This is a genomic window from Methylobacterium sp. Leaf125, assembly GCF_001423085.1.
Classification (GTDB): Bacteria; Pseudomonadota; Alphaproteobacteria; order Rhizobiales; family Beijerinckiaceae; genus Methylobacterium.
Genome location: NZ_LMNU01000001.1, coordinates 445,015 through 470,081 on the forward strand (window position 1 = coordinate 445,015; position 25,067 = coordinate 470,081).

The following is a 25,067-nucleotide window of genomic DNA, read 5'->3' on the forward strand; positions in this document are numbered from 1 at the left end:
CCCGCCGCCTCGAAATCGCCGCCCCTGCCCAGAAACGAACCCATTTGGTGGTCAAGCCATATGGATACGCTTGAGGGAGTGGAGCGAGACGGCATGCAGGAAATCCGATCGGCGACGACGCTGCCTCTACTTGGTCTTCTCCTGGTGACTCCCAGTCTCGGTGGTTGCAATACCTATACGGGTGCACCCACGGTGACAGGTTCGACGCTTGCAGCCAGGCCGGTGTCTGTCACCGATGAGGAGCGCGACTGTCTCGGTCGGGCGATGTACTTTGAATCAAATCGCAGCGACGCCGAAGGCCTGCTCGCCGTCGGCACGGTGGTGATGAACCGGCTGGAGGCCGCCGCCTTCCCGAACGGCGGGATCTGCGCCGTGGTCGGTCAGCCCCGGCAATTCGCCCCCGGCGTCCTGACGAAGACGATGGACGAGAAGAGCCTGCAGAAGGTCGCCGAGGTGACCGATGCCGTCCTCGACGGCCAGCGCCACCCCAAGGTCGGGCGGGCGATGTACTTCCACACGGCCGGCCTGCGCTTCCCCTACAACAACATGCACTATGTGGCGGTGGCCGGGGGCAACGCCTTCTACGAGAAGCGCAAGCCCGGAGCCGTCGAGCAGGCCACGCCGCCCGTGCCCGCCACTGCGCTCGCCTTCGCATCCGCCGAGGCCCCTGCGGCGCCGACGATGCCCGTGGTCGCGGCTCCGGTGACTGCGGCGGCCGCCGCCATCCCCGTCCCGGTCGAGACCGCGCCTGCTCGCACGACGATTCCCGCCGCCTCGGCGCCGGAGCATCATGCGGCCCCGATCCGTACGGCGCGAGCCACCGCCGCCGAGAAGCCCGCGGCTGCCGCCAAGGCACCGAAGGCCGCCCGCAGCCGTATCGCGCTGACGCCGGCTGCCCTGGCACCGGAGCCGCTGATCCCGCCGCCCGTCCTCAACTTGCCGAGGCCCTGAGCCGACACCAGGAACGCCGCGGCGAACCGCCGACCGGATCCTGACACGCTTCGCGTTCCGGCGGCCCGCATGCCGCTTTCGGTCGCGGGGACCAGCGGGGCCGCGACCCTATTTGGAATCGGACCTTCTTCTCACCTGCGGATCACGATGAACGTCCTTTGGCCGGTCGCCCACCTCGCAACGGCGTGCATGCGCGCGATCGTCCGTGCTCTCACCCAGGGCTTCGACGCGCTGACTGGGCCGGTGGGACGCCTGAACGATCGCGTCGAGGCTCACCTCCTCGATCGGACATCCCTGCTCAGGGCCCACTACGCCCGTCCCGGGCATCGGCGCGTCGCGCCGCTGCCCGGCCTCGGCGGCCCCATCGATCTGGCGCTGCGTGGCGGGATCCCCGAGACTGCCGCGAGCCGACCCACGGGGGCGATGGTGCCGCGGCCGTCGGCCGAGGTCTGAGCCTGTGGCTGCCCTCTAGCCCCGTCTGATCCACCTGCCGCGGTGCGTGCTTCGTCCGGAAGCCGGGAAGATTGCCCGCTACGGCCTTTCGGACGGGCAGGCCGCCCGGACGCGATCCTCTATACCGTCACCTGGGTCCCGACCTCGACCACGCGGCCGGTGGGGATCTGGAAGAAGTCCGTGGCGTCGTTGGCGTTCTTGGCCAGGGTGATGAAGATCCGATCCTGCCACAGGGGCATGCCCGAATGGGCGGCCGGGCGGATCGAGCGCCGCGACAGGAAGAACGACGTCGCCATGATGTCGAACTTGAAGCCCTGCTTGCGCAGCAATGTCAGGGTCCGGGGAATGTTCGGCGTTTCCATGTAGCCGAACTTCATCACGACCTTGTGGAAGTGGGGGCCGATTGGCTCGATGTGGATGCGGTCGGCTTCCGCGGCCCGAGGCGTGTCCACGGTCTCCACGGTGAGCACCACGTTCTTCTCGTGCAGCACCTTGTTGTGCTTGAGATTGTGCAGCAGGGCGGCGGGAGCGATGTAAGGATCGCTCGTGAGGAACACAGCCGTGCCGCGGACGTGATGTGGCGGGCTCTTCTCCAGCATGCTGACGAGCTCGGTCAGGGGGACGTCGGTCTTGCGGGTCTTGTTGATCAGGATGCCGACACCGCGCACCCAGGTCCACATCATGACGATCAGGGCGCCCGCGAAGAGCAGGGGCACGTAGCCGCCCTCGAACACCTTCAGCATGTTCGACAGCAGGAACAGGAACTCGACCGCCGCGAAGGGCAGGATCGTGAGCCCGGCGGCCCAGGGCGACCACTTCCAGGTCTTCCACAGGACCAGGAATGCGAGGCTGGCGGTGATCAGCATCGTGCCCGTCACGGCGATGCCGTAGGCCGAGGCCAGGGCCGCCGAGGAGCGGAACAGCACAGCCAGGATCACGACCCCGACCAGCAGCAGGGCGTTGATCTGCGGCAGGTAGATCTGGCCCGAATGCGATTCGGAGGTGTGGCGAATCTCGAGGCGCGGCAGCAGACCGAGCTGGATCGCCTGGCGCGACAGGGAGAAGGCGCCGGTGATCACCGCTTGGCTCGCCGTGACCGTTGCGGCAGTGGCGAGCAGCACCATCGGCAGCAGGCCCCATTCGGGCACGAGCTGGAAGAACGGGTCGATGGTGTCGGGCTTCGACAGCACCAGCGCCGCCTGGCCGAAGTAGTTCAGCACGAGGCAGGGCCCGACGAGGCCGAGCCAGGCGATCTGGATCGGGCGGCGGCCGAAATGCCCGAGATCGGCGAACAGGGCCTCGGCGCCCGTCACCGCGAGGAACACCGCGCCGAGGGCTACCAGGGCGCCCGTGCCGTGGCCGAGGAGATAGTGGACGGCGTAGTACGGGTTGAGGGCCCAGAACACGTCGGTGTTGGCGATGATATGGGGCAGGGCGGCCAGCGCCATCGCGCCGAACCATACCGCCATGATCGGCCCAAAGAAGGCTGCGACCTTGCTCGTGCCCCGGACCTGGATGAGGAACAGCGGCACGATGATCGCGATGGTGATGGGCAGCACGTAGGCGTCGAAGGCGGGCGTGACGAGCTTCAGGCCCTCCACCGCCGAGAGCACCGAGATCGCCGGCGTGATGATGGCGTCGCCGTAGAACAGCGAGGCGCCGAGCAGGCCGAACATGAAGACCACGCGCGAGCCGCCCAGGGCGGTTCGGGCAAGCGCCATCAGCGAGAGGATGCCGCCCTCGCCGTTGTTGTCCATCCGCATCAGGATGACGACGTACTTGATGGTGACGATGAGGACGAGCGCCCATAGGATCAGCGAGGCGACGCCGAGGACCTCCTCGCGCAGCAGGATGCCGTCGGCGCGCGCGGAGACCAGGGCCTCGCGGAAGGCGTAGAGCGGGCTCGTCCCGATGTCGCCGTAGACGACGCCGATGGAGCCGAGGACCAGGGTCCAGAGGCTCGCCGGCGCATGCGCACGCGCGGTCTCGGCGGCCCCATCGGCCACGGGAGGCGGGCTGCCGGCTCCCTCGGATTTGGCAGCGGGCGCGCTCGAAGGGGCGGTCTGCGTCATTCGGCTCGATCGAGGCTCGTTGCGAGCCCAACGTCTCGCGGCGCGGTTTCAGACCGCACGCGGGAACGCCGGGGCCGGTCCCGACGGTGTCGGGCGGCGGGGGACGGTTGCGTTCACGCTATCATGCGGCGCAGCACGCGAGAACGGTAACCTCATCGAAGGTCGCCGTTCCGTTGCAGCGGCTCACGCCGTCGTGAGCCGATCGCTACTCGGCGGCCGTGCGGGCACCGGAGCCGAAGCGGCGCTCGATGTAGTCGGTGACCACGGTCTCGAAATCCTTGGCGAGGGTCGGCCCGCGAAGGGTCATGGCCTTCTTGCCATCGATGAAGACCGGCGCGGTCGGGGTCTCGCCGGTTCCCGGTAGCGAGATGCCGATGTCGGCATGCTTCGATTCGCCGGGGCCGTTCACGATACAACCCATGACAGCCACGTTGAGGCCCTCGACGCCCGGATAGGACTTCTTCCATTCCGGCATCGAGGTGACGATCCAACTTTGGATGTCGCGGGCGAGCTCCTGGAACGTGGTCGAGGTGGTACGGCCGCAGCCCGGGCAGGCGGCGACGAGGGGCACGAAGGTGCGGAAGCCCATGGTCTGCAGGAGTTCCTGCGCGGCCTTCACCTCCACGGTGCGATCGCCGCCCGGCTCGGGGGTCAGGGAGTAGCGGATCGTGTCGCCGATGCCTTCCTGGAGCAGCACGCCGATGGCGGCGGAAGCGGCCACGAGGCCCTTCGAGCCCATGCCCGCCTCGGTGAGGCCGAGATGGATGGCGAAGTCCGAGCGCCGTGCCACCTCGCGGTAGACCGCGATGAGGTCCTGCACCGCCGAGACCTTGGCCGAGAGGATGATCTTGTCCTTGGACAGGCCGAGCTCGACGGCGCGCTCGGCCGAGGTGAGGGCCGATTGCACCATGGCCTCGCGCATCACCGCGCGGGCATCGATCGGACGAGGCGAGCGGGCGTTCTCGTCCATCAGGTGAGTGAGGAGGGCCTCGTCGAGGGAGCCCCAGTTCGCCCCGATGCGCACGGTCTTGTTGTAGCGGATCGCCTGCTCGATGATGGTCGAGAACTGCGTGTCCTTCTTCTCCTTGAAGCCGACGTTGCCCGGGTTGATCCGGTACTTGGCCAGGGCCTCGGCGCAGGCCGGATGGTCGGACAGGAGCTTGTGGCCGATGTAGTGGAAGTCCCCCACCAGCGGCACGTGCACGCCGATGCGGTCCAGGCGCTCGCGGATCTTCGGCACGGCGGCGGCCGCCTCGTCCCGGTCGACGGTGATGCGCACGAGCTCCGAGCCGGCGCGGGCGAGCTGGGCCACCTGGGCCACGGTGCCGTCGATGTCGGCGGTGTCGGTGTTGGTCATCGACTGGACGACGATCGGTGCGCCGCCTCCCACCGTGACCGCGCCCTCGCCGGATCCGATGGTGACGCCGACCGTGCGGTGCCGTGGGCTCGGGCCTGCGATCTCGGGGCCAGTGCCGCTGATCGGATTGACGGGGGTCGCGTCCATGATGTCCATCGTTGACTGTGCGCTCCGAGGAACGTCCGCCGGCGCGCGGGAGCCGCCGACCGGACCGGTCCGGGCCGGGGGCGGCGTGCCGATGCCGCAAACTCTACGCCCTCGATCGTTTAGCTGAGATGACGGCGGGCGGGCGTCAAGTCTGCTGCGTCACCGGGCATTCCGACGGCACAGCAAACACGCTGATCGTATTCGGCTCCTCCCATGTCCCATCTGGGCGGCGATGTCGAGTTTCGGGGCCGATCCGGGTGGCAGGGCTGCGTCGCGGACAGGGAACCGCTGCATCTTCCCGCCTGTTTGTGGCCTTGCGGCATCATATATTGCGCTGCAGCATAAATTTTGGGAGATCCGCATGCTTGATCCGCATCAGGAGCCGACGGCCGATTCGCTTATCGACGTTCCGGTCGAACGGGACCTGCGGATGCAGCCCGCCGCCAAGACCCGCGTGATGGCCGGTCCGCGTGCGGAGAAGACCGTGGCCCTCGCTCTTCAGGGCGGCGGCGCACACGGCGCCTTCACCTGGGGCGTGCTCGATGCGCTGATCGAGGACGGACGCCTCGGTTTCGAGGCGATCACCGGCGCAAGTGCCGGTGCGATGAACGCCGTCGTGATGGTCGACGGCTGGCTCGAGGACGGGCCCGAGGGCGCTCGCCGGGCCCTGGAGCGATTCTGGCGCGAGGTCAGCCTCGATGGCGACTTCTGGCCGGCCCAGCGCCGCGCCTTTAGCGGCCTGTTCGAGTTCTGGTCGAACAATCCGATCGCGGAGTTCTGGAGCCGGGCCCTGAAGACCAGCCCCTACACGTCGAACCCGCTGAACTACAATCCGCTCCGCAAGGTGCTGGCTGCCCAGGTGGATTTCGAACGCCTGCGCGCCGCCGAGACGGCGGCGGTCTTCGTCTCCGCCACCAATGTCTGGACGGGCAAGCTCGCGGTGTTCGAGCGCGAGGCGCTGAACGTCGATCACCTCATGGCCTCCGCCTGCCTGCCGACCGTGTTCCAGGCAGTGGAGATCGACGGCGTGCCCTACTGGGATGGCGGCTATCTCGGCAACCCACCGCTCTATCCCCTCTATCGGGGGGCCGAGACCCGCGACATCGTCCTGGTGCAGATCAACCCGGTGGAGCGCCGCGAGACCCCGCGCACCCCGCAGGAGATCCAGGATCGGCTCAACGAAATTACCTTCAACGCCAACCTGATGCGCGAGCTGCGCGCGATCGATTTCGTCGACCACCTCATTGCCGAGGGCGTGCTCGGCCGAGGCGAGTACCAGTCGCAGTACGTGCACCGCATCGACGGCACGGGGGCCCTCGACGAGTATCAGGCCTCGTCGCGCCTCGATGCCCGCTGGCGGGTGTTCGAGCGTCTGCGGGACAAGGGTCGTGGCGCGGCGCAGGCTTGGATCGCCGAGAATTACGAACAGATCGGCCGAACCTGCACCCTCGATCTGGAGGCGACCTACCGCTGATGCGCTTGCGCACACCGCGGCTGGATTAAGAGCAGCGGTTCGTGCGTTGATGCTCTTATGACGACCGAACCGAACCGGCCCGGCCCCACCGCCATCGTCGACCTGCTCGTGCCCCTCCGGCGCTACGCGCGGGCCCTGACGCGCGATACGCTGCGGGCCGATGACCTCGTACACGATGCTCTGGTGCGGGCCCTGGAATCGGGCCAGGCGGCGCGGCCGAACACCAACCTGCGCACCTGGATGATGACGGTGCTGCACAATGTCTTCATCGACGAGCAGCGCCGGAAGCGGGTCGAGGCCCGCCACGCCGACACGCTCGTGCAGATGAGCGAGGAGATGGCGCCCCCGGCCCAGGAGGCCCAGGTACGCCTCGCGCAGATCCGGCGCGCCTTCCTCACGCTGCCGGAAGAGCAGCGCGCCGCCCTCCACCTCGTCACCCTGGAAGGCATGGCCTATGCGGATGCGGCGGCTGTCCTCGGCATTCCCATCGGCACGCTGATGTCGCGCCTCGGTCGGGGCCGCGCCGCCCTGCGCGCCTTCGAGGAAGGCGAGCGCCAGGGGAGCGGTGTGGCCGAACGGCGCCAGCGCCTCGCGGCAGAGCGGCCACGCTTGCGCCTGGTCGCCCAGGGCGAGGATGACGCCTCGCTCCGAACAGGCCGCGCCGTCGGCGACACCTGAGATGTCTTTGAAGACCAGGACGGAGCGCCATCCCCAGGCCGATCCCTCCTCAGCGCGGCCGGGACTCCTTGTCCGGGGACGCGCCCCCTGTATCCGACCGGAGCCGACGCCATGGACCAGACCGCGATGATCGATCCGATCACAGAGAATGACCTCACCGCCTTCGTGGATGGCCAGCTCGACGGGATGCGCCGCCTCGACGTGGAGGCCCACTTGGCGCGCAACCCCGAGACCGCCGCGCAGATCATGGCCGAGCTGCATGACCGTGACGCGCTCCGGCAGGCCTTCGCCATCCATCCCGGCTCCGGACCCGAGCGTAACCGGGCCGCCGCACGGCGCCTCGACCGGACCTTGGCCTGGCGCCGATTCGGCGACCGCCTGCGCCGTGCCGCGGTGATCGCGCTCCTCGTCGGCACCGGCTGGCTGGCCCATTCCGACGGGCCCTTCCTGGGCGTGCCTGACACATTCGCTTCCCCCGTCGATCCGGCCCTGGTGGCCGATGCCCGCCATGCCCGCGAGGCGGCGCAGGTTCGCGCCCGCATCGCGGCGCAACGGGGCGATCAGGCTCAGGCCTATGACCGCGCCGGCATCGCCGCCGCCACCGGCATCGCGCTGCCTGACCTTCCGGCGGACTGGACGGTGCGCGACGTGCAGATCGTGCCGGCCCGCAACGGCACGGGCATCGAGGTGATGATCGACGCCGGCACGCTCGGCGAGGTCTCCCTGTTCGCCACACGCAGCCTCGACGGTCACGTCGCCCCGAGCGAAGTGACGCGTCCCGGCGACGGCGAGACGGCCTACTGGACCGCCGGCCACTCGGCCTACGCCCTCAGCGGAGGCCGCGACCATGCCGGCCTCGAATCCGCGGCGCGCAGTCTCGCCGGCCGGTCCGCGACGAAGCTCTGAGCGATCGTCGCGCCGGTCCGGCGTCGGCATCGTCCGGCGCATCGACCTCCTGGTCGATGCGAGACGGCCAAGCCTGATCGTTCCCTCGTCCAGCATTTTCCGAGGGTCTGAAGGAAACATCCAAGGCGATTTCGTCAGCGTTCAGACGAACCGTGCCATAGGCCTGTTGTATAGAAGCCCTATACTCCAGTGGCACCTGCTCTGTGCTGACCTCTGACGTCGAGACGCCGATGGCCCGCCTGTTCCAGACACTGATGTTCCTCGTCGCCCTACCGGCCGGGATCGCTCCGATCTCGGTTCTGGCGGAGGAGACTGCGCAGAAACCGACCTCGGCCCCCGCCGTCGGTGCCACGCCCCTGACACCCGGCAAGGCAGCCCGGGTCCCCTACCTGTCCGACGCGCAGGCGCCCGACACCGTGGCGATCCTCGGGGCCCCGCCACGGGGTCAGTCGGCAGCCGAGGCGGCGGACAAGGCCGCGTTCGTCGCCACCCGGTCCCTCAAGGGAACGCCGCGCTGGACCCTAGCTACCACCGATGTCGCCGATGGTGCCTCGGCGATCCTCGACGATTTCGCCTGCGTCATCGGCCAGCGCATCGAGCAATCTCGGGCGCCTGCCCTGATGACCCTTCTGGAACGCGCGCGTCTCGACATTGCTCAGGCCACGCGCGGTCCGAAGCTGCATTACCGCCGCTTGCGTCCCTTCGTCGGCAACGATGCGGAGATCTGCGTCGTGCGGACCTCTGAGCTGGGCAATGCCTTCAGCTTCCCCTCGAGCCATGCGACCCAGGCCTGGACCTACGCAGCGATCATGGCGGCGCTGATGCCGGAGAAGACGACGCAGTTCTTCGTCCGTGCCCGCTCGTACGGCGAGAGCCGTGTCGTCTGCGGTTTGCATTGGGCCAGCGATATCGAGGCCGGGCGCACGGCCGCCAGCGCCGTCTTTGCCGCCTTGCAGGGCGATGCCGGCTTCCGAGCCGACCTCGACAAAGCGCGCATCGAGCTCGGCAAGCTCAGGACGGCCGGTGGTCAGGCTCCCGACCAAGCCGTCTGCGCCCGTGAGGAGGCCGCAGCCCGCGAGCCGATCCTGTAGGCAGTCCCTTCGCCAGCCCGTTCAATCTCCCACCGGACGGGTCGGCCGCACGTTGTCCTGCGCTAACTCCGACCCTACGCTGGCCCCGACATCGAGGGAGGAGACTTGGTCTCCTGGGAGAAGCGTGTGATCCGCCTTTGAGGAATGGCCATTTCGGCGACCCGCGGAACGCCTGCGACAACGAAGTAGCTGCGGCCCGGCCGATCGCCCGGTCGGACCGCGTCGAGAGTTTTCCCGTGAAACGTTAACGATGTTTCCTCAGGATTTCGTCACCGTTCCGGTCTGGGTACGCCTCCGGCGCCCGGCCAGCATGTTCAGCCCCTCGACGCCCGCCGAGAAAGCCATGGCGGTGTAGATGTAGCCCTTCGGCACGTGAGCACCGAAGCCCTCGGCGATCAGTGTCATGCCGATCATGATGAGGAAGCCCAGCGCCAGCATCACCACCGTTGGGTTGACGGCGATGAACCGCGACAGTGGATCGGCGGCCAGCAGCATCACGGTCACGGCGGTGACGACGGCGATCACCATGATGGGCACGTGCTCCGTCATGCCGACCGCCGTGATGATGCTGTCGATGGAGAAGACGAGGTCGAGGACGAGGATCTGGCCGATAGCCGCGGCGAAGCCGAGCCGCACGGCGCTGCTCCCGGGCGTTTCCGGCTCCGGATCGACGGTGTGGTGGATCTCCTTCGTAGCCTTCCACAACAGGAAGAGGCCACCGGCGATGAGAATGAGATCGCGCCAGGAGAAGCCCTTGCCGAACACCTCGAAGACCGGCTGCGTCAGGGCGACGATGTACGCGATGGTGGCGAGCAGGCCGAGGCGCAGGATCAGCGCGAGGCCGATGCCGATGCGTCGCGCCTTCTGCTGGTGCTCGGGCGGAAGCTTGTTGGTCAGGATCGAGATGAAGATGAGGTTGTCGATGCCGAGCACGACCTCCATCACCACCAGGGTGGCGAGGGCCGCCCAGGCGGTCGGGTCGCTGGCGAGTTGAAGCAGGCTGTCCACAGTGGCCTCGTCGAGTCAGTCAGGGCCGCTCCCCCCGAACGGCGTCGCGCCGGGAGCAGGGATGAAGAGGGACGGGGCCGGTCCGGCCCCGGATTCGGCTCGGTCAGGCCGTCAGGCCAGGGCTGCTCGCGGCAACACCCGGCCGGTCGGCCGGCGCCGGGCTGAAGATCCGCACCGCCTTCGGCACCACCTTGAAATGGGCCGGCGTGTAGGTCGACAATTCGCCGTCGGTGTTCACGGGGCGCGGCTTCTTGGTCTTCACCACGATCTCGGTGGTGCTGAAGGCTCGCACGTCGGCCGCCTTGCCCTGGGTGCCTCTGCGCAGGGACGGCAGGAGCATCAGCAGCCGCCACCAATGGGCGACCTCCAGGCTGTAGAAGTCGAGCTTGCCGTCGTCGACGGTGGCCGTCTCCTCCACGGTCATGCCACCGCCGTAGTGACGCCCATTGCCCACCGACACCTGGATGGTGCGTACCGTTTCGGTCTGACCATCATGCTCGATGTAGACGGTGAAGGGCCGCATTCGCCGCAGCACGCGAACCGCTGCGATGCCGTAGCCGAGGGTGCCCCAGGTCTTCTTCGATTCTGCCGTGAGGTCACCGGCCAGATCCGCCGAGAAGCCGATGCTGGCGACGTTGAAGTAGTAGTGTCCGTTGACACAGCCGAGATCGGCCGGACGCGCCTCCGCGCTGGTGATGAGGCGAGCGGCCTCCACCGGGTCGACCGGGAGACCGAGGGAGCGGGCGAGGTCGTTCGCCGTGCCGAGGGGCAGGATGCCCAGGGGCAATCCTGTCTCGACCAGAGCAGGAGCGGCTGCGTTGAGGGTGCCGTCGCCGCCGCCGAGGATGACGAGATCGCAACCCTGCGCGTGGCGCTTGATGACGGCAGTGCAGTCGGCGTCACCTGGCGGCTCGAAGGGTTCGATCCCCCCGGCACGCAGGACGTCACGAACTTCGTCGAGGGAGAAGCTGCCGTTGCGGGCCTTCGGATTGACGAGGAGGAGCGCCTTGCGGGAATGCGTGCTCATCGGAAGCCTCCGATTCGGCGCGCATCAGGCTGGCGATGAGAGAACGGGAGACAACGAGGGACCATGAGGTTCGACACCCTCCGGTGCGTTCGCGCCGCGTCAGCGCAAAAGCATGGAAGGGTCCGACATCACGGTCAACGCCTCGACCGCCAGAGGGGCCCGGACCCGATCCACAAGGTGGGTTCAGGCTTGGCAATGACAAGAGCCGTTCGGCACAAGAGTCCGTGCTGCGGCCCATGCGTCCGTGCCGTGGTGCGTCCCCGCAATCCTCGCACTCGTCCACACTTCGGAATCCGCGCCGAACCGTTGCGCGCGTATTCAGGGAAACTTAGCGGGCACGCCCGACGTTTCACTCCGGTCGATCGGTCCCGCACGTGCTTTTCCGAAACCCCGGCCGCGACCCCGGTGATGATGCCATGCACCACGGTCCAAGCTCCAACGGAACCGGTCTTGTCCGACTTGGCTTCGCGTCGTCCGTCGCGTTGATGAGCGTTGCTCTGTCCCTCGGAACGGCGCAGGCTCAGACACGCCCGGGGTGGGTCGACCCGCCGGCTCGACAGACCCTGAAGCCCGGCACGGACAAGGTCGTCGGCGAGACGCCGTCGCTCGAGAAATCCGCCTCTGAGAAGCCGGAGGCCGAGAAGCCCATGGCGGAGACGCCCGCGACGGCCAAGGCGCAGGCGGACGGTCAGGCGGCTCAGGACGCGGCGCGTGCCGAGCGGACGCCGATGGCCTCGCACCGGCGTCGCGTGGCGGGATCCGGCGACGGCCGCCGTCCGGCGACCCGCGAGGGACGCGCTGCACCGGAGCGCCTGCATATCCGCCCACGCCTGGCCGACACCCCGATGGCCTCACCGGCGGCAGCGGACGCTCGCTTTCCCGAATGGGCCGCCGCCGCAACGCGCCTGACCGACCGCTACCTCGACACGGTCTCGGCCTCCGGGGAGGCGATGGTGGCTGCCGCGCCGCGGTTCTATGCCGAGCGGGTACGTTTCCACGGTCGCATCCTGTCACTGGCGGCCCTCATCGCCGAGAAACGCCGCTTCGTCCGGCGCTGGCCCGAGCGGCGCTACGAAGCGCAGGGTGGAGCGACCCGAACGGCCTGCAATGCGGTCAGCGCAACCTGCATCGTCCACACCACCTTCGACTTCCGCGCCGACAATCCGGCGCGTGGCGTGCGTTCGCAGGGCGTGTCCGAACTCACCCTCACCATCAGCTTCGCCGGAGAGCGCCCGCTGATCGTCGCCGAGTCGAGCCGCGTGCTGCGCCGCTATGGTGCAGGGCCGCAGAGCGCTATAGCGAATGCGCAGCGCGGTGCCTGAGGTCGGCCCGTCGCGATCGGTGCGTCATACCCGGAGTTGTGCGCGTCTTGGATGATCGAAATCCACCCTCGCCGGTACCGGGTGACGCGCGACGGGACGGGACGGCCTCGGAGCGTGAGGCCTTGCGCCTGCGCATCGCTCAAGCGGTCGCGCAGGCGGGTACCTACCCGGTGGCCGAGCGCACGCTCGCCCTCCTGGCGGAGGCGGCCCTCGTGCCGAGCGCGGAGTCTCCTGGGTACCGTGTCATCGACCGGACGGGCGCACCACGTCACGTCAGCGAGGCGGACGGGACCCTCGTCCCGATGGATCTGTCGGCCTTGCTCGCGGAATTCCGCGACCGGCACCCCGCCCTGTTCCGGCCGATCCCTGAACCGGACCCTGCGCCCGCGCCGGAACCCGTTCCAGCGGAGGATTTCCGAACGGCAACGGCACGATTCGTCGAGTCGCAGTCGGTCCTGGCGCGGTCCCTGGTCGCGCGCTCGGCCACCCGCAGCCGTGCCCTCGCCACCGCCCTGTCCGGCCGCCTCGCGACACTCCGGCGCAACGGCGTCGCGTCTTCGTTGCCAGAGCCGCCCGCGCCGGGGTCCGCGGCCGCCCCTGCCGAGCCGAGCCGGGCCGGTCTCGTCGCGGGCCGCGTCCGAGAGGGAGCGCAACGCGTCGGCGGTTATGCCCGCGGCCGCCTCGCCGACAGCGCCTCGCGGCTCGGCGAAGTCGCCCGTGATCGCAATGTGATGCGCGATGCCCTATCCCGGCGCGCCCTCCCGATCGGGCTCGGAGCCGCGGCACTCGTGGCTCTCCTCGCCGTCTTCGGAGGGCGGACGCCGCAGGAGGCCGCTTCGCCGGACGCCGGGGGAGCGGCTCAATCCCCGTCGCAGGCCGCGTCCACCGCGGCGCCGCCGAGCGCACCCGACATGAGTCCGGCCCCGCCGGAGGAAGCGCCACCGAAACAGGCCGTGGCCAACGAGATCAGCGGTCCGGTGGAGGTCATCGACACCGCGACCCTGCGTGTCGGCGGCAAGCTGATACGTCTCTTCGGTGTGGAGTGGGTGCGCGGCGGACAGGCCGACGAACTCACCCGCTACCTCGCCGGCCGTACCGTCACCTGCCAGCCGGTGGCCGGCAGCGAGGCCCGCCTGTGCGCGGTGGATGGGCGCGATCTCTCCGAGGTGGTGCTGTTCAACGGCGGAGGCCGCGCCTCACCCGAGGCGACGCCCGACCTCGTGGCCGCCGAGGACCATGCCCGCGCCGAGCGCCTCGGGGTCTGGGCACGCTGATACCCTGAGCTCGGTCATTTCGGCGCCGCAGGAGGCACCGAACACCCTTGCGTCGCATCATCCGGCCGGTCTCAATGCCGGCGGGATCGCCGGGGGAACGAGGCATGGATTTCTCTGTGGGCGTGAGCGTCGCGGCGGTGGTGCTCGTGGTACTCGTCGTCGTGACCCTCGGGATCGGCATCAACATCGTGCCGCAGGGGCACGTCTACACCGTGGAGCGGTTCGGCAAGTATCACCGCAGCCTGGAATCCGGCCTGGGCCTCATCGCTCCCTATGTCGAGCGCATCGGCCGGCGGGTGAACGTGATGGAACAGGTCATCGACGTTCCGAGCCAGGAGGCCTTCACCCGCGACAATGCCGGTGTGCGGATCGATGCCGTTGTCTTCTACCAGGTCCTCGATGCGGCTAGGGCTTCCTACGAGGTCTCCGACCTCGAGGTCGCGATGATGACCCTGACCATGACCAACATCCGCACGGTGGTCGGCTCCATGGACCTCGACCAACTCCTGTCGCACCGCGACGAGATCAATGAGCGCCTGCTGCGGGTGATGGATGCCGCGGCCTCGCCCTGGGGCGTGAAGATGACGCGTATCGAGATCAAGGACATCGTGCCGCCCGCCGACCTCGCCGGCGCGATGGCGCGCCAGATGAAGGCCGAGCGCGAGAAGCGCGCCTCCGTGCTGGAGGCGGAGGGGCACCGGCAGGCCGAGATCCTGCGCGCGGAGGGGCGCAAGCAATCGGCGATCCTGGAGGCGGAAGGGCGCAAGGAGGCAGCCTTTCGCGACGCGGAGGCGCGCGAGCGCGGGGCGGAGGCCGAGGCGCGGGCGACCCGACTCGTCAGCGAAGCCATCGCCAAGGGCGACCTTGCGGCAGCGAATTTCCTCGTGGCGGAGAAGTATGTCGATGCGGTGAAGGCCATTGCCACCGCGCCGAACCAGCGCGTGGTGGTGGTGCCGATCGAGGCGGCAGCCCTGGCCGGCACCCTGGGCGGCATCGCCGAGATCACCCGCAGCGTCTTCGGCGAGGGGGCTCCTGCCCGGAAGAGCGGGGGCCTGCCCCCGAATGTCGACGGGTCGGGGCGATGATCGCATCGTTCGTCGACGCGATCGGCCCGGCCTGGACCTGGATCCTCGTCGGCCTCGTGCTGATGGGAACCGAACTCGTCGCCTCGGGGGTGTTCCTGCTCTGGCTCGGTCTCGCAGCCGTGGTCACGGGGCTTCAGATTCTCCTCGTCCCAATGCCCTGGCAGGGACAGCTGCTGCTGTTCGCCGTCCTATCGGTCACCTTCGCGGTGGTCGCGAGCCGCCGGGCCAAGGCCGGTCCGAACGCCCTGAATCAGGGCGCACGGGGTCTTGTCGGGCGGGACTATCCCCTGGTGGCACCGATCGTCGCCGGGGAGGGACGTATCCGCGTCAACGACACCCTCTGGCGCGTCACCGGCCCCGATGCGCCGCTGGGTGCCCGGGTGCGGGTGACGGGTGTGGAGGGCACGCTGCTCACGGTCGTGTCGGTATAGGCACCGTCCGCCCCAAGGGGATCGCACTGCTGGCCTTCACGAATCGGCGCGCAATTGAGACAGGGAACCGCTTCTCCGAGAAGCAGCTCTGCTGTCTTGCCGGTGCTGCGCCGCAAGCCTGTAATCGGAGCTTTCATGAGTAACTTGAAGTTTGGGACGAGCGGATTGCGGGGGCTGGTCACCGACCTGGTGGGCTGGCCGAGCTACGCCTATGCGAGCGCCTTCTTCCGCTCCGTCGCCGAGACGACCAGCACCGATCGCACCGTCCTGATCGGGCGGGACCTGCGCGACAGCAGCCCCGGCATCGCGGCCACGGTGGCGGCCGCCGCGGCGGGCGCGGGCTTCACGGCCATCGACTGCGACGCGCTACCGACCCCGGCCCTGGCTCTGGAAGCGCTTCGGCGCGGCGTCTGTGCCGTGATGGTCACCGGCAGCCACATTCCGGAGGACCGGAACGGCCTGAAATTCTATCGGCCCGACGGTGAAATCACCAAGACCGATGAGGCTGCGATCCTGGCGGCCCTCGGCGACATCTCGACGGAAGGCACCATGGCGGCGGCCGATCCCGCTGTGCCGGAGTCCGGCGCGGTGGACCACTACCGGCGGCGTTATTGCGAGGCCTTCGCAACCGACATCCTGGCTGGCCTCAGGATCGCGGTCTACCAGCAGAGTTCCGTGGCGCGCGACCTGCTCGTCGAACTGCTGACGGCGCTGGGCGCGGACGTCACCCCGATCGGGCGCGCGGACCGCTTCGTTCCGATCGACACGGAGGCCCATCGACCAGAAGATATCGCCTTCATCCGCGATGCCATGGCGTCCGGCGACTTCGACGCCCTGGTGACGACCGATGGCGACGCGGACCGGCCGCTGGTCGCGGATGCCGCCGGACGAATCCTGCGGGGGGATGTCCTCGGGCTGATCACGGCGCGATATCTCGGCGTCGACACCGTCGTCGTGCCCGTCACGGCCGGCTCGGCCATCGAGCACGCAGGCGGATTCCGGCGGGTGCTGCGCACCAGGGTCGGCTCGCCCTACGTCATCGCCGGTATGGCCCAAGCGGAGACGGAGGGCGCCGACGCCGTCGTCGGCTTCGAGGCCAATGGCGGCTTCCTGCTCGGTTCGGACGTGACCCTCGATGGCCGAACCCTGCCCGCGCTGCCGACACGTGATGCGATGCTGCCGATCCTGGCAACTCTGGCGGCGGCGCGCAAAGCCGGGATGTCGCTCGCGGACCTCGTCGTGTCCCTCTGCGTGGGCGAGACGGCGAGCGACCGCCTGCCCAACACGCCGGCCGAGAAGAGCGGTGCCTTCCTGCAGCAGCTCAGCGAAGCGGCGTATCGGCGGGAGTTCGTCCGGCCGATCGGTGAGCCGCGCGCCATCGACGCTCAGGATGGCGTCAGGATGGAGCTGGATGGTGGACGGACCATCCACTTCCGCGCGTCCGGCAATGCGCCTGAGCTGCGCTGCTACGCCGAGGCGGGAACGGCCGGAGAGGCTGAGGATCTGGTCCGCTGGGGATTGGCGGCTGCGGCGGCCGCGATGAAGATGGACGTGCCGGGCTCGGATCCAACGTCGCCCTGAGCGGCGTTCGGACCCTGAAGGTGAGGAGCCGCCGGTGCGACCCGACGGCGTCGGTGCGCCGGGGCCGCGAGCCTCGGCCTCATCCGAACGCGCCCACCTCGTGCTGGATCATGCCCGAGATCTCGCGCACCCGCTGGAAGCTGCGCCGGATCGGCTCGAACAGCGTCTTGTGCTCGGCCTCGTAGGTGCCGACGTCGCGCGGCCCTGCCGGCTCGCCGAAGTTCAGGCCGAGGGTCGGATCCGGGGTGATCGGGAAGATGTCCTCCAGCAGCGTGAGGCAGCCGTCGATATCGAGGCGCAGGAAGCGCTCGATCAGCGCCTCGCGGCTCACGCCCGATTGCGGGCGGAAACCCGGGATGTGCACGGCCAGGAACCAGATCCGGTGGATCAGCGCGAGGCGGATCGCGTGCAGCAGGGTCAAGCGGGCGGACATCCGGCCGAGGTCGGGAGCGGCGACCTGCAGGTTGAGCCAGTCGCAGGTGAAGCGGCCGAAGAGGTGGCGCAGGTCGGGGGCGAGCCGCAGCCGATCGAGGGCGTTGGCGATCACCACGAGTTCCTCGCGCCGGCCGTCGCGCTGGGTGCGCCGGGCCCGCTCCAGCCACACCGCCGGGTCGAGCGTGTCGATATACGCGCGCAACACGTCGAGGTCGGAGACGCTGGCTGCGTGCTGCACCAGGCGGAAGGCCCGGGAGAAGCGCACGGAATCCCGGCGCATGTCGCGGAACAGGTCTGGGGTCCGGCCCGCCGCACGGCCGACGCCGTGCAGGGAATTGGCCAGGAAGCCGAGCTGCTGCAGGATCGCGTTGTTGGGGATCGCCCGCATCTGGCGCGGGTGGGTGATCATGGTCGGGCCGCCGCCGTCGGTCTGGCGGGCGACGGGCCGGGAGCCCGTGCGGTCGAGGAGGCTCGGGCCGAAGGTCCCGAGCAGGGCGGCGTAGCCGGGATCGTCGACCAGTGCCTCCATGTCCTGGCGCACCACGGTGAAGAACTCGGCGGCGAAATCCGCTTCGGCGTAGATCGGGTCGTCGGTCTCGTCGGCCCCGCTGGCGGGATCGGAGAGGACATAGTCGGCGAAGCTGTCGTCGTCGGCGACATCGAAGGCGAAGACGTGCTCGGCGATGCGCTCCACCGTGGCCTCGGCCAGGGGCAGGGTCCCGAACATCAGGTAGCCGTCCGAGCCCTGGAAGCTCGATTCGAGGCGGACCCGGATCCCGGCATTCCGGTTGCGTCGACGCGAATCCTCCGGGGCGAGATAGGCCAAGCGGTCGCGCAGAGAGCTGGGATGCGCGCCCCGGCCGATGGATTCGCCGTGTGTGTCGAAGATCGCGAGCTCCACGCCCGTGAGATCGTTCTGCACCATCAGCTCGGTGATGCGCAGGCGCAGGCGCTCGATCCAGAAGCTCGCCGCGAGCTGACCGACATAGCGCCCGGAATCGGAGTACCCGAACTGCACGGTCAGGCGTCCGATGCGCTTGAGATATTGCCGCCAATGCGGGTTGCGGAGCGCATCGTCGAGGACCCGGATGCCCTGTTCGAGGGCGCTGGCCGTCTCGAACAGCGGCGTGATCTCGACCCTGTCGGCGATGCCGTAGTGGCGCGCCAGCCAGAGGGCGGCGAGCAGGGTGTAGCCGGTCTCGGTCTCGGCGATCAGGAAGCGGACCGGGTGGGTGCCGTCCACGTGCTTGAGAATCTGGGTGATCGTCATCATCAGCCGGGCGGCCGAGGCCCGCTCGGCGGCGAGCGCACCGAAATCCACGTCCACCGCCTGCACGTCGTTGAGCAACGCGTGGATGGTGGCGAGGTGCGAACGGCGCTGGGCGGCGTCCGTGGGCTCGCCCTCGAGATCGATGACGCGCCGCACCGCGTTGTGGATCTGGCTGGCGTTCAGCCGGAAATGCGGCAGGGCGTTCGAGAGACCGTGGGTGGCGATGCCGGACCGCAGCAGGGCGATGCTGCGCTGGTCCGCCTCGGATTCGGTCGCCCCGAGGGCCCCCGCGAGCCCGGCCAGGATCGCGCTGGAATCGGTCTGAGCCCGTTCGCGCTCGATGATCAGGGCGAGGGCGAAGCGGTGCACCGCTTCCAGGGACGGCTTGGTTCCGAGTCGGGGCGCGACGGCGAGCTGGCGGTTCACGGCGGCGAGGGCACTCCCAGTGAGGTCGCGCACCACCTGGGTCGCGGGAACCTGAGGTAGGTGCCGCATGACCCGGTCGAGCTGCATCCGCTTCGATTCCAGGCGATAGCGCAGGGTGTCCCACCAGCCGATATCGGTGCGCCCGTCGGTGTCGCACCCGACCCAGCTCGCGATCGCGAAGGGTTTCGGGACGAGCTCCGTCCAGCGGTCGGGCCAGCGCGCCCGTGCCGCATCGAGGAGTGCGGCGTTGAAGCCGTCGACGGCGGTACGGCCGTGATTGGCCGCGATGCAGGCCTGTTCGAATTCGTCGTCGAGGCTGATGTTCGGGTCGGGGCGGGTCGAAAGGGCGGCCGCGCGCGCGAGCAGCGGCTCGCGGGCGGTGCCCTCGGCCTGACTCGCCGCCTGTGCGATCAGGGCGGCGACGGCGCGCGGCATCCCGAAGGTCGGATGGGCGGTGAAGACCACGGCGAAGCCCGTGCGGCCGACGAGGTCCCGGAAGGTCTCGAAATCACCCTGGCGCGCGGGCACCGCCGCCACGAGACGGGCGGCCATCCGGCTGTCGGGCGCCGACACCGCATCCCGGTCCAGACCCACATAGGCGCGCAGGCGCTCGGCGCGGGACGCCAGGGACTGGGATCGCAGCCGCGGAAACAGCGCGTCGAGGTCGTCCTCGCCGATCTCGCCCCGGTCGAAGCGCCGGGTGATGGCGAGCGTCACCGCGAGCACGGGATTGCGGAACGGATCCTCCGCCGCCTGCTCGCGGGATTCCTCGATCAGCCGCAGCAGGTCGCGCTCCAGGCTCTCCGCCCCCTGCTGATCATGGCCGGGGTCGTGGGCGGCATCGGCCGGATTGAGGTCATGCATGCGCATTGATCGACCTTGTGGTTCGGGAGCGGGCTATGGCGTCATAAGCTATGCGGACGACGCCGATGCGTCGGACTTGCGCGGAATCCCCGGCCATCGACACGGAAAGAGGGCCATGCCCGGAGTCACATGGTCCATCTCTGCACCGGTCATGCCTCCACCGGTCATGCCTGAACAGGTCACGCCTGCCCGGCTCATGTCTGACCTCCCCGGCCCTGGGGATATCCCGCCGCGTTCGAGCCGTTACTTCTGACATCGTCCCTCGACGACGCAAGGACCGTTCCGACGCGGCGTGGCGGTTCGCGAAAGCGCCGGGGGAGGATGCAACGCGGCGCGTCCTGGGCTAACGCTGGACCCGGCATGGAAACACTCCTGATCCTGGGGGCCCTGGGCGTCCTCCTGTTCTCCGGCTTCCTCGTGGCCCTTCAGCTCAGGCGGGGGCGCCGGCCCGAACTGCGCATGGCGCGCGAGGAAGACCTCGTGGACGAGGCTGACGGCGAGGATCTGCTGATCCGCAGCCTCGAGCCGCTGCGCCCCAGTCCCATCGACCGCAGCGCGACCGTCCTGGACATCGAGCCGGAGCGGCCGCTCGCGGTTTCGGATGAGGATCCGGCCCGTGGGTTGCCGTCGCCCGCCCGTCCAGATCCGCATCGAGAACGAGAGCTCCGCTGATGGTGTGCTCCCGCACGCGCCGCTGGCAGACCCTGCAGCCCATGGCGTCCCTGTCCCTCCTGGCGCTGATCGTCGCCGGCCCGGTTCAGGCTCAGGTGTCCGAGGTGGCTCCTGAGTCCGAGGAACCGGCCGGAGTGCCGTCCCCGCGCCGGGTCGCCCCGAAGCCCAAGCCCAGATCTGAGCTCAAGCCTCGATCTGAGCCCAAGTCCAAGCCAAAACTTAAGGCCAGTCCCGAGCCCACACCTGCGGCGCAACCGGCGGCCGAGGCGCCCACGACCGTTCCCACCGCTCCGGAGCCTGCCCCCGTCGCCGCTCCGATGCCGGCCGCTAACCTGCCCGGCCTGACCGTACAGTGCGAGGTTCGGGCGGCGGTCTACGAGGGACCGAAGGACTTCGTGGTCTGGGTGACCCGCACGGGGGCGGTCGTCGTCGAGAATCCGCTCCGCCCGCTCACGCCGGAGACGACCCGGGTCCTCGAGGTCGTCATCGCCGGCAAGGCCGCCACGGCGTACGGCCCCGACCTGTTCGCCCTGCGGCGCGGCGGCAGCCCGGCGGCTCTGGGGGCCCTGCTCGGCGCCCCGGTCCGCTGGGATCCCGCGCCGGCGCCCCTGCCCGACACGCTCAACATCGTCTCGGACGCCGGAAAGAGCTTGGCGCAACTCGGGTTTCGGGAGTGCGGGGAAGCCCCTGCCGTGAAGAGCGCGCCGGTGTCCGCCGGGACCGAGGCGGCCAAGCCGGGCAAGGCCGCGGCGAAGCCGAAGGCCCGTCCGAAGGTGACCAAGGAGTCGGGAAGCGGATCATCGGGCGCCAAGGCGCCTCCCGGCCTCAGCCTGCCGCAGGGGGCCATCGAGTGACGCCATCTGCAGGAGTGCGCCCATGAGTGCCGGATCCCAGGGACCGACCGCCGCCGAAGTGATCGCCCGCCTCGGCCTCGCGCCGCACCCGGAAGGCGGCCATTACCGCGAGACCTTCCGGGACCCCCGCAGCATCGACGGGCGCTCGGTGGGCAGCGCGATCTACTACCTCCTCGATCTCGGGGAGGTCTCCGAGTGGCACCGGGTGGATGCGGCCGAGATCTGGCACTGGCACGCGGGCGCCCCCCTCGTCCTGACGATGAGCCCCAATGGTCACGATGCCAGTGCGGCCTATCTCGGTCCCGACCTCGCGCGGGGGCAGCAGCCGCAGATCGTCGTCCCGGCCGGGCATTGGCAGACGGCCACCAGTCTCGGCGCCTGGACGCTGGTGGGCTGCACGGTCTCACCGGCCTTCGAATTCGCCGGCTTCGAGATGGCGCCGCCGGACTGGCGCCCGATGCCCAGATCCTGATGTCTGGTCCGTGAGGGTTCGGACGCGATGCGCGGGCGCTAGGACGCCCCGGCGCGGGATGCCCGCACCGCAACCCCGGCGCCGAGGACGATGAGAAGGCAGGCGAGCGCCAGGGCCGGACTCGGCTCGGCATAGCCGGCCAGCACCAGGGTCAGGGTCGACAGGATCGGGGCCGCGTAGGCCGCGACCCCGAGAAGGCGCAGGTCGCCCCGCTTCACGCCGATGTCCCAGAGATAGAACGCGGCGCCCACCGGCCCCAGGCCGAGCGCGACGACTGCCCCCCACTGCCCCGCGCCCGCCGGCCACAGCGTCGTCTCGAAGGCGCGGTGGCAGGCGAGGCTGAGGGCGGCGGTGGCGAGGCAGAAGCCCGCCACCGCATCGGTCGGCACCGCGCCGACCCGGGACGAGAGCACGGAATAGCCCGACCAGACGAAGGCGGCCGCCAGGGCCGCCAGGTAGCCGGGCAGGGCTCCGGCGGCGAAGTCGATCCGGCCGCGGCCGGCGAACAGCACCACGACGCCGGCGAGCCCGAGGGCAGCCCCGCCGAGATGGCCGGCGCGCAGGCCCGCCGCTCCGGGAAGCCGGGCCGACAGCAGCACGATGAGGAGTGGCCAGAGATAATTGAGCAGGCCCGCCTCCGCCGGAGGGGCGAGGCGCAGGGCTGCGAAGTACAGGGCGTGATATCCGAACAGTCCGCCGACGCCGAGGAGCCAGACCGGCCAGGGCTGGCGCAGGGCCCGGATACCCGCGGGGCGTACGATCCAGCTGGCGCAGCCGACGAGCCCGCCGAGCGCGAAGGTCATCGCGGCGAGCTGGAACGGTGGTACCGCCCCCGACAGGGCCGTGAGCAGGGCGAGCAGCGACCAGAGCAGGATGGCGCCGAAGCCGAGCAGGGTCGCGGAGGGCATGGGAAACCGGAGGTCCGAGGCGGGAGGCGCCGCTGTCCCATGCCGGGGCCGCCCCGGGCAAGGCGAAGATGGTCCGGGGACGCTGCCTTCATCGACGGGTCACGGGCAGGCTCTACCTCCGTGGAGGCGGCGATCGGCGCGGAGGCGGAGCTATGGGCACGGCATCTCTTGGATCGGGTTGGGCCCGGGGCACGCGGGTCGTGGGGATAGCCCTCGTCCTCGCCGCAGGCCCGGCAGGCGCCGGGGAACGGGCTCAGCTTGGGCCGCGACCCTTCTACCTCGTGGACAGCATGAAGCCCGGCCCCCTGAAGGAGCGCCTGCAGGCCTGCGGGGCGGACAGGCCCTACACCGCCCGCCGCTTCTCGATCTCGCACCGGGGCGCGCCGCTGCAGTTTCCCGAGCACACGCGGGAGGGGGTGCTGGCGGCCGCCCGCATGGGCGCCGGCGTGATCGAGTGCGATGTCGCCTTCACGCGGGACCGGCAGCTGGTCTGCCGGCACGCGCAGTGCGACCTGCACGCCACCACCGACATCCTCGCCCGCCCGGACCTGGCGGCCAAGTGCAGCCAAGACTTCCAGCCCGCCGATCCGGCCACCGGGCGCAAGGCCTCGGCCCGCTGCTGCACCAGCGACCTGACCCTGGCCGAGTTCATGAGCCTCAACGGCAAGATGGACGCGAGCGACCCCCAGGCCACGACCCGGGAAGCCTACGCGCATGCGACTCCGCGCTGGCGCACCGATCTCTACGCCACCACCGGCACGCTGATGACCCATGACGCGTACATCGCCCTGGTCAAAACTCTGGGACGCCGCTTCACCCCCGAGCTGAAAGCCCCCGAAGTGCCGATGCCCTTCCAGGGCTACAGCCAGGACCAGTATACCCAGGCGATGATCGAGGCCTACAAGCGGGCGGGCATCCCGGCCTCCGAGGTCCGTCCGCAGAGCTTCCAGCTTCGGGACATCCTGTACTGGCTGAAGGCGGAGCCCGAATTCGGGCGGCAGGCCCTGTGGCTCGACAACCGCGACGAGACCGATCCGGGCTTCGATCCCGAGAAACCGGAGAGCTGGAAGCCCGGCATGGCGGAGCTGGCTGCCCTGGGCCTGCGCACCCTGGCGCCGCCCCTCTGGATGCTGGTCCGCGTCGGGCCGAACGGGACGATCGTACCCTCGGCTTACGCGCGCGCGGCGCGGTCCGCCGGCCTCGACCTGATCACCTGGTCGCTCGAGCGCTCGGGGCCGCTGAAGGATGGGGGAGGGTACTACTACAAATCGATCCGTCCGCTGATCGACCGGGACGGGGACACCTTCGCGCTCCTCGACGTGCTGTACCGCGACGTCGGGGTGAAGGGGGTCTTCTCGGACTGGCCGGCGACGGCGACGTTCTATGCCAATTGCATGGACATCGAGTGAGGGGCGCGGCTCCCGCGAAGGGAGCCGCGCGAACGACTATCCGGCGATGTACTGGGCGCCGTTGATGGTCAGGGTCGAGCCGGTGATGAAGCCGGAATCGTCGGCGGCGAGGTACTCCACCGCGCGGGCGATCTCCTCGGCCTCGCCGAGGCGGCCCACCGGGATCGTCGAGATGATCTTGTTGCGCACGTCCTCCGGCACCGCCATGACCATGTCGGTGGCGATGTAGCCCGGCGCGATCACGTTGACGGTGATGCCCTTCGAGGCGCTTTCCTGGGCCAGGGCCTTGGCGAAGCCGATCACGCCGGCCTTGGCGGCCGAGTAGTTGGCCTGGCCGATCTGGCCCTTCTGTCCGTTGATCGAGGAAATCAGGATGATGCGACCAAAGCCCCGGTTGCGCATGCCCTCGATCACCGGGCGGGTCACCGTGAAGGCGGAGTCGAGGTTGGTCTTGATGACCGCCTGCCACTTCTCGAAGGTCATCTTGTGGAACAGGCCGTCACGGGTGATGCCGGCATTGTTGACCAGGATGTCGACCGGGCCGACCTCGGCCTCGACCGCCTTGATGCCGGCCTCGCAGGCCGCGTAGTCGCCGACGTCGAACTTGAAGACCGGAATGCCGGTCTCGTTCTTGAAGGCGTTGGCCGCCTCGTCGTTGCCGCCGTAATTGGCCGCGACCTTGTAGCCCTTGGCCTTCAGGCCCTTCGAGATGGCGGCGCCGATGCCGCGGGTACCGCCGGTGACGAGTGCGACGCGTTCCTGAGCCATGGTTTCCTCCGAAAGCTGGTTTCTTGTGATTATGTTTGGCCGGTCGCGCTTTAGCGGAGGGTCCACGTCGAGCGCGACCGATTTAAATTTGCGGCGCCGTCAAGAATTCATGCGGCGCCGGTCGGAGCGCGG

At 69.4% G+C, this 25,067-nt stretch carries 22 protein-coding genes; 15 read left to right on the top strand and 7 right to left on the bottom strand.

Annotated features, from left to right (window positions below):
- Positions 1 to 222: 222 nt before the first annotated feature.
- On the top strand, positions 223 to 951 hold the full coding sequence (locus ASF58_RS02030) for a cell wall hydrolase (RefSeq protein WP_244477156.1): 729 nt from the start codon (positions 223 to 225) through the stop codon (positions 949 to 951).
- A gap of 147 nt (positions 952 to 1,098) precedes the next feature.
- On the top strand, positions 1,099 to 1,404 hold the full coding sequence (locus ASF58_RS02035) for a hypothetical protein (protein ID WP_055946782.1): 306 nt from the start codon (positions 1,099 to 1,101) through the stop codon (positions 1,402 to 1,404).
- A 119-nt stretch (positions 1,405 to 1,523) separates the two neighbouring features.
- On the opposite strand, the gene ASF58_RS02040 is transcribed toward ASF58_RS02035, so the two are convergent.
- The gene (locus ASF58_RS02040; RefSeq protein ID WP_055946784.1) at positions 1,524 to 3,476 is read right to left on the bottom strand and encodes a potassium transporter Kup; all 1,953 of its coding nucleotides are present in this window, start codon (positions 3,474 to 3,476) and stop codon (positions 1,524 to 1,526) included.
- Between the two features lie 205 nt (positions 3,477 to 3,681).
- Positions 3,682 to 4,989, bottom strand: a complete 1,308-nt coding sequence (gene ispG, locus ASF58_RS02045; protein ID WP_055946787.1) for a flavodoxin-dependent (E)-4-hydroxy-3-methylbut-2-enyl-diphosphate synthase — start codon at positions 4,987 to 4,989, stop codon at positions 3,682 to 3,684.
- Positions 4,990 to 5,341: 352 nt separating this feature from the next.
- On the opposite strand from ispG, the gene ASF58_RS02050 reads away from it, so the two are divergent.
- The 4 genes from ASF58_RS02050 (at position 5,342) to ASF58_RS02065 (ending at position 9,129) form a co-directional block, all read left to right on the top strand.
- Positions 5,342 to 6,454 (top strand): patatin-like phospholipase family protein, encoded by a 1,113-nt coding sequence (locus tag ASF58_RS02050; RefSeq protein WP_055946790.1) that lies wholly within the window; start codon positions 5,342 to 5,344, stop codon positions 6,452 to 6,454.
- Positions 6,455 to 6,511: 57 nt separating this feature from the next.
- Positions 6,512 to 7,132: a sigma-70 family RNA polymerase sigma factor gene (locus ASF58_RS02055; protein WP_055946792.1), complete on the top strand. Its 621-nt coding sequence runs from the start codon at positions 6,512 to 6,514 to the stop codon at positions 7,130 to 7,132.
- Positions 7,133 to 7,243: 111 nt separating this feature from the next.
- Entirely contained in the window at positions 7,244 to 8,038 is a 795-nt protein-coding gene (locus tag ASF58_RS02060; RefSeq protein ID WP_244477157.1) for an anti-sigma factor, read from the top strand.
- A 230-nt stretch (positions 8,039 to 8,268) separates the two neighbouring features.
- On the top strand, positions 8,269 to 9,129 hold the full coding sequence (locus ASF58_RS02065; protein ID WP_055946795.1) for a phosphatase PAP2 family protein: 861 nt from the start codon (positions 8,269 to 8,271) through the stop codon (positions 9,127 to 9,129).
- A 258-nt stretch (positions 9,130 to 9,387) separates the two neighbouring features.
- On the opposite strand, the gene ASF58_RS02070 is transcribed toward ASF58_RS02065, so the two are convergent.
- Together ASF58_RS02070 and ASF58_RS02075 are read right to left on the bottom strand one after the other, a co-directional pair.
- Positions 9,388 to 10,137 carry a TerC family protein gene (locus ASF58_RS02070; protein WP_055946797.1) on the bottom strand — a complete coding sequence of 250 codons (750 nt, stop codon included), beginning with the start codon at positions 10,135 to 10,137 and terminating at the stop codon, positions 9,388 to 9,390.
- 103 nt (positions 10,138 to 10,240) lie between these two features.
- Positions 10,241 to 11,164 carry a lipid kinase gene (locus tag ASF58_RS02075; protein WP_055946800.1) on the bottom strand — a complete coding sequence of 308 codons (924 nt, stop codon included), beginning with the start codon at positions 11,162 to 11,164 and terminating at the stop codon, positions 10,241 to 10,243.
- 485 nt (positions 11,165 to 11,649) lie between these two features.
- On the opposite strand from ASF58_RS02075, the gene ASF58_RS02080 reads away from it, so the two are divergent.
- The 5 genes from ASF58_RS02080 (at position 11,650) to ASF58_RS02100 (ending at position 16,857) form a co-directional block, all read left to right on the top strand.
- Positions 11,650 to 12,486 (top strand): hypothetical protein, encoded by an 837-nt coding sequence (locus ASF58_RS02080; protein ID WP_244477158.1) that lies wholly within the window; start codon positions 11,650 to 11,652, stop codon positions 12,484 to 12,486.
- Positions 12,487 to 12,608: 122 nt separating this feature from the next.
- Positions 12,609 to 13,760, top strand: a complete 1,152-nt coding sequence (locus ASF58_RS02085; RefSeq protein WP_055946805.1) for a hypothetical protein — start codon at positions 12,609 to 12,611, stop codon at positions 13,758 to 13,760.
- 104 nt (positions 13,761 to 13,864) lie between these two features.
- A complete protein-coding gene (locus ASF58_RS02090) occupies positions 13,865 to 14,845 on the top strand; it encodes an SPFH domain-containing protein (RefSeq protein WP_055946808.1) in 981 nt (326 codons plus the stop codon).
- Entirely contained in the window at positions 14,842 to 15,276 is a 435-nt protein-coding gene (locus ASF58_RS02095; protein WP_055946811.1) for an NfeD family protein, read from the top strand. Before ASF58_RS02090 ends, ASF58_RS02095 begins: the two co-directional genes overlap by 4 nt.
- 135 nt (positions 15,277 to 15,411) lie before the next feature.
- Complete coding sequence (locus ASF58_RS02100) at positions 15,412 to 16,857, top strand: phosphomannomutase (protein ID WP_055946814.1); 1,446 nt, start codon at positions 15,412 to 15,414, stop codon at positions 16,855 to 16,857.
- A 79-nt stretch (positions 16,858 to 16,936) separates the two neighbouring features.
- Here ASF58_RS02100 and ASF58_RS02105 read toward each other — a convergent pair whose 3' ends face one another.
- Complete coding sequence (locus tag ASF58_RS02105; RefSeq protein ID WP_055948617.1) at positions 16,937 to 19,852, bottom strand: phosphoenolpyruvate carboxylase; 2,916 nt, start codon at positions 19,850 to 19,852, stop codon at positions 16,937 to 16,939.
- Positions 19,853 to 20,212: 360 nt separating this feature from the next.
- On the opposite strand from ASF58_RS02105, the gene ASF58_RS02110 reads away from it, so the two are divergent.
- The 3 genes from ASF58_RS02110 to ASF58_RS02120 are packed head-to-tail and all read left to right on the top strand — an operon-like array spanning position 20,213 to position 21,850.
- Complete coding sequence (locus tag ASF58_RS02110) at positions 20,213 to 20,524, top strand: hypothetical protein (RefSeq protein WP_055946817.1); 312 nt, start codon at positions 20,213 to 20,215, stop codon at positions 20,522 to 20,524.
- Positions 20,524 to 21,378, top strand: coding sequence for a hypothetical protein (locus ASF58_RS02115; protein ID WP_156375506.1), 855 nt, complete (start codon positions 20,524 to 20,526; stop codon positions 21,376 to 21,378). The genes ASF58_RS02110 and ASF58_RS02115 overlap by 1 nt, the downstream gene beginning before the upstream one ends.
- Positions 21,379 to 21,400: 22 nt before the next feature.
- Positions 21,401 to 21,850: a cupin domain-containing protein gene (locus ASF58_RS02120; protein WP_055946820.1), complete on the top strand. Its 450-nt coding sequence runs from the start codon at positions 21,401 to 21,403 to the stop codon at positions 21,848 to 21,850.
- Positions 21,851 to 21,888: 38 nt separating this feature from the next.
- Here the strand turns inward: ASF58_RS02120 and ASF58_RS02125 are convergent, their stop codons facing one another.
- Entirely contained in the window at positions 21,889 to 22,758 is an 870-nt protein-coding gene (locus ASF58_RS02125) for a DMT family transporter (protein WP_055946823.1), read from the bottom strand.
- Positions 22,759 to 22,910: 152 nt separating this feature from the next.
- On the opposite strand from ASF58_RS02125, the gene ASF58_RS02130 reads away from it, so the two are divergent.
- Entirely contained in the window at positions 22,911 to 24,167 is a 1,257-nt protein-coding gene (locus tag ASF58_RS02130; RefSeq protein ID WP_055946826.1) for a glycerophosphodiester phosphodiesterase family protein, read from the top strand.
- Positions 24,168 to 24,203: 36 nt separating this feature from the next.
- Here ASF58_RS02130 and phbB read toward each other — a convergent pair whose 3' ends face one another.
- Positions 24,204 to 24,935: an acetoacetyl-CoA reductase gene (phbB, locus tag ASF58_RS02135; RefSeq protein WP_055946829.1), complete on the bottom strand. Its 732-nt coding sequence runs from the start codon at positions 24,933 to 24,935 to the stop codon at positions 24,204 to 24,206.
- Positions 24,936 to 25,067: the final 132 nt, after the last annotated feature.

Bases quoted from the DNA above. Each gene is read 5' to 3' on its own strand.
- ASF58_RS02035 (WP_055946782.1), top strand. From the start codon at position 1,099: ATGAACGTCCTTTGGCCGGTCGCCCACCTCGCAACGGCGTGCATGCGC.
- ASF58_RS02040 (WP_055946784.1), bottom strand. From the start codon at position 3,476: ATGACGCAGACCGCCCCTTCGAGCGCGCCCGCTGCCAAATCCGAGGGA.
- ispG (WP_055946787.1), bottom strand. From the start codon at position 4,989: ATGGACATCATGGACGCGACCCCCGTCAATCCGATCAGCGGCACTGGC.
- ASF58_RS02050 (WP_055946790.1), top strand. From the start codon at position 5,342: ATGCTTGATCCGCATCAGGAGCCGACGGCCGATTCGCTTATCGACGTT.
- ASF58_RS02055 (WP_055946792.1), top strand. From the start codon at position 6,512: ATGACGACCGAACCGAACCGGCCCGGCCCCACCGCCATCGTCGACCTG.
- ASF58_RS02060 (WP_244477157.1), top strand. From the start codon at position 7,244: ATGGACCAGACCGCGATGATCGATCCGATCACAGAGAATGACCTCACC.
- ASF58_RS02065 (WP_055946795.1), top strand. From the start codon at position 8,269: ATGGCCCGCCTGTTCCAGACACTGATGTTCCTCGTCGCCCTACCGGCC.
- ASF58_RS02075 (WP_055946800.1), bottom strand. From the start codon at position 11,164: ATGAGCACGCATTCCCGCAAGGCGCTCCTCCTCGTCAATCCGAAGGCC.
- ASF58_RS02080 (WP_244477158.1), top strand. From the start codon at position 11,650: ATGAGCGTTGCTCTGTCCCTCGGAACGGCGCAGGCTCAGACACGCCCG.
- ASF58_RS02090 (WP_055946808.1), top strand. From the start codon at position 13,865: ATGGATTTCTCTGTGGGCGTGAGCGTCGCGGCGGTGGTGCTCGTGGTA.
- ASF58_RS02095 (WP_055946811.1), top strand. From the start codon at position 14,842: ATGATCGCATCGTTCGTCGACGCGATCGGCCCGGCCTGGACCTGGATC.
- ASF58_RS02100 (WP_055946814.1), top strand. From the start codon at position 15,412: ATGAGTAACTTGAAGTTTGGGACGAGCGGATTGCGGGGGCTGGTCACC.
- ASF58_RS02105 (WP_055948617.1), bottom strand. From the start codon at position 19,852: ATGCATGACCTCAATCCGGCCGATGCCGCCCACGACCCCGGCCATGAT.
- ASF58_RS02110 (WP_055946817.1), top strand. From the start codon at position 20,213: ATGGAAACACTCCTGATCCTGGGGGCCCTGGGCGTCCTCCTGTTCTCC.
- ASF58_RS02115 (WP_156375506.1), top strand. From the start codon at position 20,524: ATGGTGTGCTCCCGCACGCGCCGCTGGCAGACCCTGCAGCCCATGGCG.
- ASF58_RS02120 (WP_055946820.1), top strand. From the start codon at position 21,401: ATGAGTGCCGGATCCCAGGGACCGACCGCCGCCGAAGTGATCGCCCGC.
- ASF58_RS02125 (WP_055946823.1), bottom strand. From the start codon at position 22,758: ATGCCCTCCGCGACCCTGCTCGGCTTCGGCGCCATCCTGCTCTGGTCG.
- ASF58_RS02130 (WP_055946826.1), top strand. From the start codon at position 22,911: ATGGGCACGGCATCTCTTGGATCGGGTTGGGCCCGGGGCACGCGGGTC.
- phbB (WP_055946829.1), bottom strand. From the start codon at position 24,935: ATGGCTCAGGAACGCGTCGCACTCGTCACCGGCGGTACCCGCGGCATC.